7 protein-coding genes are annotated in these 7,800 nt (G+C 72.8%); 4 read left to right on the top strand and 3 right to left on the bottom strand.

The genetic code is table 11. From position 1 onward, the window contains the following. Positions 1 to 48 precede the first annotated feature (48 nt). Both AB0H32_RS18255 and AB0H32_RS18250 read right to left on the bottom strand, forming a co-directional pair. A complete protein-coding gene (locus AB0H32_RS18255; RefSeq protein WP_361121029.1) occupies positions 49 to 402 on the bottom strand; it encodes an ATP-binding protein in 354 nt (117 codons plus the stop codon). A 151-nt stretch (positions 403 to 553) separates the two neighbouring features. Beyond that, positions 554 to 1,729 (bottom strand): adenosine deaminase, encoded by a 1,176-nt coding sequence (locus AB0H32_RS18250; RefSeq protein ID WP_361121026.1) that lies wholly within the window; start codon positions 1,727 to 1,729, stop codon positions 554 to 556. Between the two features lie 133 nt (positions 1,730 to 1,862). Between AB0H32_RS18250 and AB0H32_RS18245 the strand changes: the two genes are divergently transcribed. Together AB0H32_RS18245 and AB0H32_RS18240 are read left to right on the top strand one after the other, a co-directional pair. After that, positions 1,863 to 2,624 (top strand): prolyl oligopeptidase family serine peptidase, encoded by a 762-nt coding sequence (locus tag AB0H32_RS18245; RefSeq protein ID WP_361121023.1) that lies wholly within the window; start codon positions 1,863 to 1,865, stop codon positions 2,622 to 2,624. A gap of 187 nt (positions 2,625 to 2,811) precedes the next feature. Then, complete coding sequence (locus tag AB0H32_RS18240) at positions 2,812 to 4,179, top strand: S28 family serine protease (protein WP_361121020.1); 1,368 nt, start codon at positions 2,812 to 2,814, stop codon at positions 4,177 to 4,179. On the opposite strand, the gene AB0H32_RS18235 is transcribed toward AB0H32_RS18240, so the two are convergent. Continuing rightward, positions 4,150 to 5,112 carry a LysR substrate-binding domain-containing protein gene (locus AB0H32_RS18235; RefSeq protein WP_361121017.1) on the bottom strand — a complete coding sequence of 321 codons (963 nt, stop codon included), beginning with the start codon at positions 5,110 to 5,112 and terminating at the stop codon, positions 4,150 to 4,152. The genes AB0H32_RS18240 and AB0H32_RS18235 overlap by 30 nt on opposite strands. A gap of 63 nt (positions 5,113 to 5,175) precedes the next feature. On the opposite strand from AB0H32_RS18235, the gene AB0H32_RS18230 reads away from it, so the two are divergent. Beyond that, entirely contained in the window at positions 5,176 to 6,459 is a 1,284-nt protein-coding gene (locus AB0H32_RS18230) for an MFS transporter (RefSeq protein WP_361121014.1), read from the top strand. A 97-nt stretch (positions 6,460 to 6,556) separates the two neighbouring features. After that, positions 6,557 to 7,693: a DNA polymerase III subunit beta gene (gene dnaN, locus AB0H32_RS18225; RefSeq protein WP_361121011.1), complete on the top strand. Its 1,137-nt coding sequence runs from the start codon at positions 6,557 to 6,559 to the stop codon at positions 7,691 to 7,693. Positions 7,694 to 7,800 lie beyond the last annotated feature (107 nt).

Genomic DNA, 7,800 nt, shown 5'->3' with positions numbered 1-7,800 from the left:
GGATCCGGGGGCGCCCCAGCGGCGTTCACGCGCCGCGCTTCGCGGACGTCAGTGCAGCGTGACGCCGTTCACCGGCGCGCCCTGCGTGGGCAGGTCCTGCAGCGGCAGTCCGCCGAGCAGCCCGGAGACCTGGGTGGCCGGCCGGCCGGTGGGGACCTTCGGGACGGCCGACTGGGCGGTGGCAGTCCCGGCGCCGACGGTGCTCTGCCCCTGGGCGAGCGCCTGGCCGGCGCCCGGCAGCGCCTGGCTGACGTTCTGGGCCGGCAGCGTGCTGGCGACGGTGCCCAGGGCCTGCGTCGCGTCCTGGGCGGCCGGGGCCGCGTTGGCCGCGCCCGCACCGACGGCGGCGAAGGCGGCACCGAGGGCGGCGACACCGAGGGTCTTGACAGCAGACTGCTTCATGGTGAATGCGTCCTTGAATACGGAGACGGGGGACCAAAAACGATCCGAGCGTTTCTCGACCGTAAACATGGCGAGCCGCCCGCCGCAAACACCGAAATGCGGACGACTTGTGAAAGCCCGTCCGCATTTCACGCCTACAATGGATCCGCCGCTAGCCTTCCGAGCTGGAAGAACCGCTGGTGGAGGCGGTCTGCCGGAACAGCCATTCGGATTTCAGCTCTGCATATCCGGGCTTGATCACGTCATTGATCATAGCGAGTCGTTCATCGAAAGGAATGAACGCCGATTTCATCGCGTTGACCGAGAACCATTGCAGGTCGTCGAGCGTGTACCCGAACGCGCCGACGAGGTGCTCGAATTCCCGGCTCATGCTGGTGTGCGACATCAGCCTGTTGTCCGTGTTGACCGTCGCCCGGAAGTGGAGCCGGCGCAGCAGCCCGATCGGGTGCTCGGCGTAGGAGGGAGCGGCGCCGGTCTGCAGGTTGGAGCTCGGGCACATCTCCAGCGGGATGCGCTTGTCCCGGACGTAGGAGGCCAGCCGGCCGAGGTGCACCGAGCCGTCCTCGCGGACCTCGATGTCGTCGATGATCCGCACCCCGTGCCCGAGCCGGTCGGCGCCGCACCACTGCAGCGCCTGCCAGATGGACGGCAGTCCGAAGGCCTCGCCGGCGTGGATGGTGAAGTGGTTGTTCTCGCGCTTGAGGTACTCGAAGGCGTCCAGGTGCCGGGTGGGCGGGTAGCCGGCCTCGGCGCCGGCGATGTCGAAGCCGACCACGCCCAGGTCCCGGTAGCGGTTGGCGAGTTCGGCGATCTCCAGGGCCCGCGCCGCGTGCCTCATGGCGGTCAGCAGGGCGCCGACCCGGATGCGGTCGCCGTTCTCGCGGGCGAGCCGCTCCCCCTGCCGGAAGCCCTCATTGACCGCCTCGACGACCTCCTCGAGGCTCAGCCCGTCCTCCAGGTGCTGCTCGGGCGCATAGCGCACCTCGGCGTAGACGACGCCGTCCTCGGCGAGGTCCTCGGCGCACTCCCGGGCGACCCGGACCAGCGCCTCGCGGGTCTGCATCACACCGACGGTGTGCGAGAAGGTCTCCAGATAGCGTTCCAGCGAGCCGGAGTCGGCGGCCTCGCGGAACCAGATGCCCAGCTTGTCGGGGTCGGTCTCGGGGAGGTGGGAGTAGCCCGTCTCCCGGGCCAGTTCGACGACGGTTCCGGGGCGGAGCCCGCCGTCGAGGTGATCGTGCAGCAGTACCTTGGGCCCTCGGCGGATCTGGTCCGGCGTCGGCACGTTCGCCGGGACGGTCCCAGTCGGTGCAGTCTGGCTCGTCATTTCCGCACTCTAGCGCCTACGCGCGTAGAGGGCCCCTGGTACGCCGTTCGACGCGACGGCACTTTTCCGTCGATACGCAACGGTGACCGCCCGGACGGGTTTGGTACACCGCGCCTTCTGACACTGTTCTGTCATGGGACAGCAAGCGACACCGGTGCGAACGGCCAGGCTGGGAAGGGCAGTCGGCCCGGAGCCGACCGCGGTGAGCGGGGCGGTGCTGCTGCTCCCCGGCGGCGAGGAGGTCTCCGACCGCAGGCCGTCCCTCGTCCGGGCGACCGCGTTCGTCCGCTCCCTCGGCCGCCGTCTCGCCCGCGCGGGCCGCGAGGAGGGGCTGGCCGTCCACACCGTCCAGTACCGCTACCGGGGTTGGAACGGCAGCGAGGCGCATCTGGCGGGGGATGCGGAGTGGGCCGCCGACGAGGTCGTACGCCGGTACGGGGATGTTCCCGTATGCCTGGTGGGTCTCGACATGGGCGGGCGGGCCGCACTGCGGGCGGGCGGGCACGAGGCCGTCAACTCGGTGGTCGCGGTCGCTCCCTGGCTGCCGGAGGAGGATGTGGCCGGGCCGGTCGAGCCGGTGAAGCAGCTGGTGGGGCGGCGGGTGCTGATCGTGCACGGCACGAACGACGAACGGACCGACCCCGAACTGTCGTTCCGGCTGGCGGCGCGGGCAAAGAAGGCGAACCGGGACGTGTGCCGGTTCGAGGTGCACTCCGACGGTCACGGGTTGCACCAGCACCGGGACGAAGTGCTGTCCCTCGCCATGGACTTCGTGATGGGAGCGCTGTTCGGGTGCGCGGTGTCCCGGCCGGTGGAGGACGCGCTGGCCGCTCCGCCGCCGATCGGGCTCCGGATGCCGCTGGCGGCGGGGTTCGGCAGGTCGTTGCGGCGGTAGGCCCCGGCGCCCGAGGCGCTCGGGGACGTGCCTCGACTCCCCCTCCCGGGGGAGACGGTCCCCCCGGACGCGGGATCCTCCCGCGGCACCCGGCGGCTGTACTGAACAGGTCAGCCAGTCGGGGAAGGACCGCAGAGCCGCGCCGGAGCCGGTGCGTCGCTGCGGCCGTGGGCCAGGAGGAATCACGATGCACGCGTGGACGAGACGGCGTCTGCTGACCTCGGCGGCGATGACGGCGGGTCTCGCCGTCACGGCGGCCGCCCCGGCGAGCGCCGCGGCCGGGACCCGGGCCCGCCGCGCGGACGACGACATCCTGACGGCCCTGCGGGCCCTGCCCGGGCTGCGGGTGATCGAGGAACGCCAGGGCGCCGAACCCGGATACCGGTTCTTCGTCCTCGGCCTGCGCCAGCCGGCCGACCACACGAACCCCGCGGCCGGGACCTTCGAGCAGCGGCTCACCCTGCTGCACACCTCCGCCGACCGCCCCACCGTCCTGTTCACCACGGGCTACGAGGCGGTGCTCACCGCCCGGCGGGCCGAACCCACCGTGCTGCTGGGCGGCAACCAGCTCCAGGTCGAACACCGCTTCTTCGGCACCTCGCGCCCGGCGGCAGCCGACCACTCCCTGCTGACCGTCCGCCAGGCGGCCGACGACCACCACCGCGTCGTCCGCCTCTTCCGCGGGCTGTACCGGGGCGCATGGATCTCCACCGGCAGCAGCAAGGGCGGCATGACCAGCGTCTACCACCGCCGTTTCCACCCCCACGACGTGGACGGCACCGTGGCCTACTCCGCCCCGGACATCGTCGACGGCCGTGACGACTCGGCCTGTGCGCGCTTCCTGGAGAACGCGGGCAGCGAGGAGTGCCGCGAGGCCCTGCGGACCGTGCAGCGGCAGGCCCTGCTGCGCCGCACGGACCTGGCCGCCCGCTACGAGGCCTGGGCCGCCGCCGCCAACACCGCGTTCCGCATCGTCGGCAGCGCCGACAAGGCCCTCGAAATCGCCGTCCTGCGCGCCCCGTTCATGTTCTGGCAGCGCAGGACCGCCGCGGACTGCGCCGGCATCCCCGGCCCGGACGCCGGCACCGACGCCCTGTACGCGTGGCTGGACGACATCACCGGCCTGCCCCTCTACGCCGACTCGGCCCTGCAGCACTACGTCCCGTACTTCTACCAACTCGGCACCCAGCTGGGGTACGTCGACTTCCCCACCGACCACCTGTCCGGCCTCCTGCGGTACCCGGACGCCACCGCGCCCCGCACGTTCGTCCCGCGGGACATCCCGATGCGCTTCGACCGTGACGCCATGGCGGACATCGACCGCTGGGTCCGCCGTCGCGGCAGCCGGCTGCTCTTCGTCAACGGCGCCCAGGACCCCTCCGTCGCCGAGCCCTTCAGGCCCGGCCGCGACGACTCCCGCATCCTGTGGGCGTCCGGCTCCAACCACAGCACCGAGATCGCCGACCTGTCGCCCGCCGACCGTGCGCAGGCCGTCGGCATGCTCACCCGGTGGGCCCGGGTCCCCTCAGGCGGGCAGCAGGCTTCCCCGGCGTGACAGCAGGAACTTCTTGAAGGCCGCCACGGGCGGGGTGTCGGGGCGGTCCGCCGGCCAGGCGACACCGATCTCCCTGACCGCCCGGGGTGCCGTGACCGTCAGTTCCACCACGCCCGGGCGCGGGACCGTCGGAGGAGGCAGCAGGGCGACCCCCAGCCCGGCCGCGACCAGCCCCCGCAGGGTTTCGGCCTCCTCGCCCTCGAAGGCGACACGGGGCTTGAAGCCGGCCTCGCGGCACAGGGCGTCGGTGATGCGGCGCAGGCCGTAGCCGGGTTCCAGGGTCACGAAGGTCTCCTCGGACGCCTCGGTCAGCCGGACGCGTTTGCGCACGGCCAGGCGGTGGTCGGCCGGGACGACGAGCCGCAGCTTCTGCTCGTCGAGACGGCGGGCGACGAGGTCGGGGGCGTCGGGGACCGGGGAGGTGAGGCAGAGGTCCAGCTCCCCCGCGCGCAGCCCCTCCAGCATCGCCTCGCCGTAGTTCTGGACGAGGCTGAAGCGCACCCGCGGATGGTCGGCACGGAAGGCGTGCAGGAGACCCGGTACGGTCTCTGCGCCCATGGTGTGCAGGAAGCCGAAGGCGACCTTGCCGGTGGCCGGGTCGGCGTCGGAACGGACCTCCTCGGCGGCGCGCTCGACCTCGGCGAGGGCTCGTTCGACGGAGGCGAGGAAGGTGCGCCCGGCGGTTGTCAGGGAGACGGTGCGGCCGTGGCGGGCGAACAGGTCGACGCCGAGGTCCTGCTCCAGGCGGGCCATCGCGCGCGAGAGGGTCGACTGGGGGACGTTCATCTCGCGGGCGGCCCGGGTGACGTGCTCGGTACGGGCCACGCCGGCGAAGTACGCGAGGCGCGGCGCGAGCAGCATCGACATCTCAGTCATGTCTTCTGTGTCACTGGACGGTGACAGTCGAGCCCGTGAGCTTTGCTGATGCGCCATGGGAACGATTATGGCGAATCCATGCATTGGACGGATGAGCAAGGCCGTACGTAGCTTCGAGGCATGTCTCCCGCCAGTACCGGGGCGTCCACCAGCGTGGACGCCGTATCGCCCGTCCGTTCCCCCGATGCCGACACCCGGCTGACGCCGGGTGGACCCGGCTACCGCCGGATGAGCTTCGCCCTCTTCCTCGCCGGCGTCGCGACCTTCGCCCTCCTCTACTCCACACAGGCCCTGCTGCCGCTGATCTCCGGGGAGTTCGGGGTCGCGGCGAGCGAGGCGAGCTGGACGGTGGCGGCCGCGACCGGCGGTCTGGCGCTGTTCGTGCTGCCGATGAGCGCCCTGTCGGAGCGCTTCGGCCGCCGTGCGGTGATGACGGCCTCGCTGGCGGTCGCGGTGGGTGTCGGCCTGCTGGTGCCCTTCGCGCCGTCGATCGGCGTGCTGGTGGTGCTGCGGGCGGTGCAGGGCGCGGCGCTGGCCGGTCTTCCGGCGTCGGCGACGGCGTACCTGGCCGAGGAGGTCCGGCCCAAGGCGCTGGTCACGGCGATCGGGCTGTTCGTGGCGGGCAACAGCGTCGGCGGGATGAGCGGCCGCCTGATCACCGGCTGGGTCGCGCAGGAGTGGGGCTGGCGGGTCGCCGTCGGGGTGATCGGCGTGATCGCGGTGGCCTGCGCGGTGGCGTTCCGCCTGCTGCTGCCGGCGCCGCGGCACTTCAAGCCCGGCTCGCTGCGCCCGCGCATCCTGCTCGGCACGGTCCGCGACCACCTCGGTGACCCGCTGCTGCGCCGCCTGTACGCGATCGGTGCGCTGTTCATGACGGTGTTCGGCGGCGTGTACACGGTGATCGGCTACCGCCTATCCGAGGCGCCGTTCTCGCTCCCGCAGGGCATCGTCGGCTCGGTCTTCCTGGTGTACCTGGTCGGTACGGTGTCCGCGTCGACGGCCGGCCGGCTGGTGGGCCGCCTCGGCCGCCGGGGCGCGCTGTACCTGGCGGGCGGCACCACGGCGGCGGGCCTGCTCCTGACCCTGGCCGCCTCCCTCCCGCTGGTCCTGCTGGGACTGGTGCTGATCACCGCGGGCTTCTTCGCGGGTCACGCGGTCGCCTCGTCGGCGGTCAGCAAGGCGGCCACCCACGGCCGCGCACAGGCCTCCGCCCTCTACCAGTCGGCGTACTACATCGGCTCCAGCGTGGGCAGCACGGTCGGCGCGACGGCCTTCCACGCGGGCGGCTGGGCCGGCACGGTCACCGTGGGCATCCTGGCGGTCCTCGGCGTCGTCACGATCACCGTCCTCGGCTCGCGGGCGGCCCGGGTGGCGTCCCGGCGCGCCCCGGTGGCGGCGCACTGACCTTCGCTCCTCGCCTTCCCCCTGCTCACCGGCCGTTGTCAGTGGCCCCGGATAGCTTCCGCGGGTCGACCGAACGGACGAGCAGGGGGATGGGCGTATGGAGTTCCGGATCGCACGGGCGGACCTCGGCGAGGCGGTGGCATGGGCGGCACGGGCACTGCCGGCACGGACACCCGCGCCGGTGCTGGGCGGCCTGTCGCTGACCGCCGGGTCGGGGCGCCTGACGGTGTCGGGGTTCGACTTCGAGACGGCCGCGCGCATCGAGACGGACGCCGAGACGGTGACCGAGGGGCGGGTGCTGGTCCTGGGGCGCAGGCTGCTGGACATCTGCCGGGTGCTGCCGGAGGGTCCGGTGAACTGTCTGCTGGAGGGCTCCCGGTTCACGGTGGAGGCGGGCGGCGCCCGGTTCGGGCTGTCGACACTGCCGTACGAGGAGTATCCGGTGCCTCCCGAGGCGCCCCCGGTCCACGGCGGTGTGGACGCGGCCGCGTTCGCGACGGCCGTCGGGCAGGTGGCCGTGGCAGCGGGCCGGGACGACACACTGCCGGTGCTCACCGGGGTCCAGGTGCGGTTCGAGGGCGAAGAGCTGGTCCTGTCGGCATTGGACCGGTACCGCTGCGCCGTGCGGCGGCTGGAGTGGAAACCGGAGGCGGGGACGGGCTCGGCCGGGGAGGCGGTGGAGGCGCTGCTGCCCGCGCGGCGGCTGCTGGAGGCGGCACGCTCGCTGGCCCGTTGCGGGATCGTGCGCATCGGGATCGATCCGTCCGCGGGGGCCGGCGGGGGCATGGTCGGGCTGGAGGGCGGACGGACGAGTACGGTCCTGCGGCGGCTGGAGGGGCGGCTGCCGGGGTACGGCACGCTGTTCGACCTGGCGGGGGCGGCGGTCGCCGAGGTGGAGTGCGGGGCGCTGACCGAGGCGGTGCGCAGGGTGGCGGTGGTGGCGGAGGCGAACAGCCCCGTGCGGCTGGAGTTCTCCGCCGGGGACGGGTCCGTGCTGGTGCAGGCCGGGATCGGGGACGACGTCGCGGCGCAGCGGCTGCCGGCCGTGCTGCGCGGTTGTGACGAGGTCGCCGTGGCCTTCAACCCGGCGTATCTGCTGGACGCGCTGAACTCCTTCGAGGGGCCTGGGCTGCGCCTGGAGCTGCTGGGGGCGGGGCAGCGGGTGCTGCTGGGCGCGCCGGGGGCGGGCGCCGGGCACCGGCATCTGCTCATGTCCGTGAAGCAACTGGTCTGAGCCGGGCCGAGCTGGGCGTTTTCGCGCTCCGGGAGCCATTGTCAGTGGGCTGCGGTAGCTTCCGGAGTGCTGGGGCGCGAAGGCGCGCGGACGAAACGGCCACAGGG

Origin of the sequence: Streptomyces sp. NPDC020362 (genome assembly GCF_040642095.1) — a bacterium.
Lineage (GTDB): Bacteria > Actinomycetota > Actinomycetes > Streptomycetales > Streptomycetaceae > Streptomyces.
The sequence above is the reverse complement of the archived record's forward strand: the minus strand, read 5'-3'. Positions and strand labels throughout refer to the sequence as shown.

Coding starts and splice junctions, on each gene's coding strand:
- AB0H32_RS18245 (WP_361121023.1), top strand. CDS start 1,863: ATGGGACAGCAAGCGACACCGGTGCGAACGGCCAGGCTGGGAAGGGCA.
- AB0H32_RS18235 (WP_361121017.1), bottom strand. CDS start 5,112: ATGGCGCATCAGCAAAGCTCACGGGCTCGACTGTCACCGTCCAGTGAC.
- AB0H32_RS18250 (WP_361121026.1), bottom strand. CDS start 1,729: ATGACGAGCCAGACTGCACCGACTGGGACCGTCCCGGCGAACGTGCCG.
- AB0H32_RS18230 (WP_361121014.1), top strand. CDS start 5,176: ATGTCTCCCGCCAGTACCGGGGCGTCCACCAGCGTGGACGCCGTATCG.
- AB0H32_RS18255 (WP_361121029.1), bottom strand. CDS start 402: ATGAAGCAGTCTGCTGTCAAGACCCTCGGTGTCGCCGCCCTCGGTGCC.
- AB0H32_RS18240 (WP_361121020.1), top strand. CDS start 2,812: ATGCACGCGTGGACGAGACGGCGTCTGCTGACCTCGGCGGCGATGACG.
- dnaN (WP_361121011.1), top strand. CDS start 6,557: ATGGAGTTCCGGATCGCACGGGCGGACCTCGGCGAGGCGGTGGCATGG.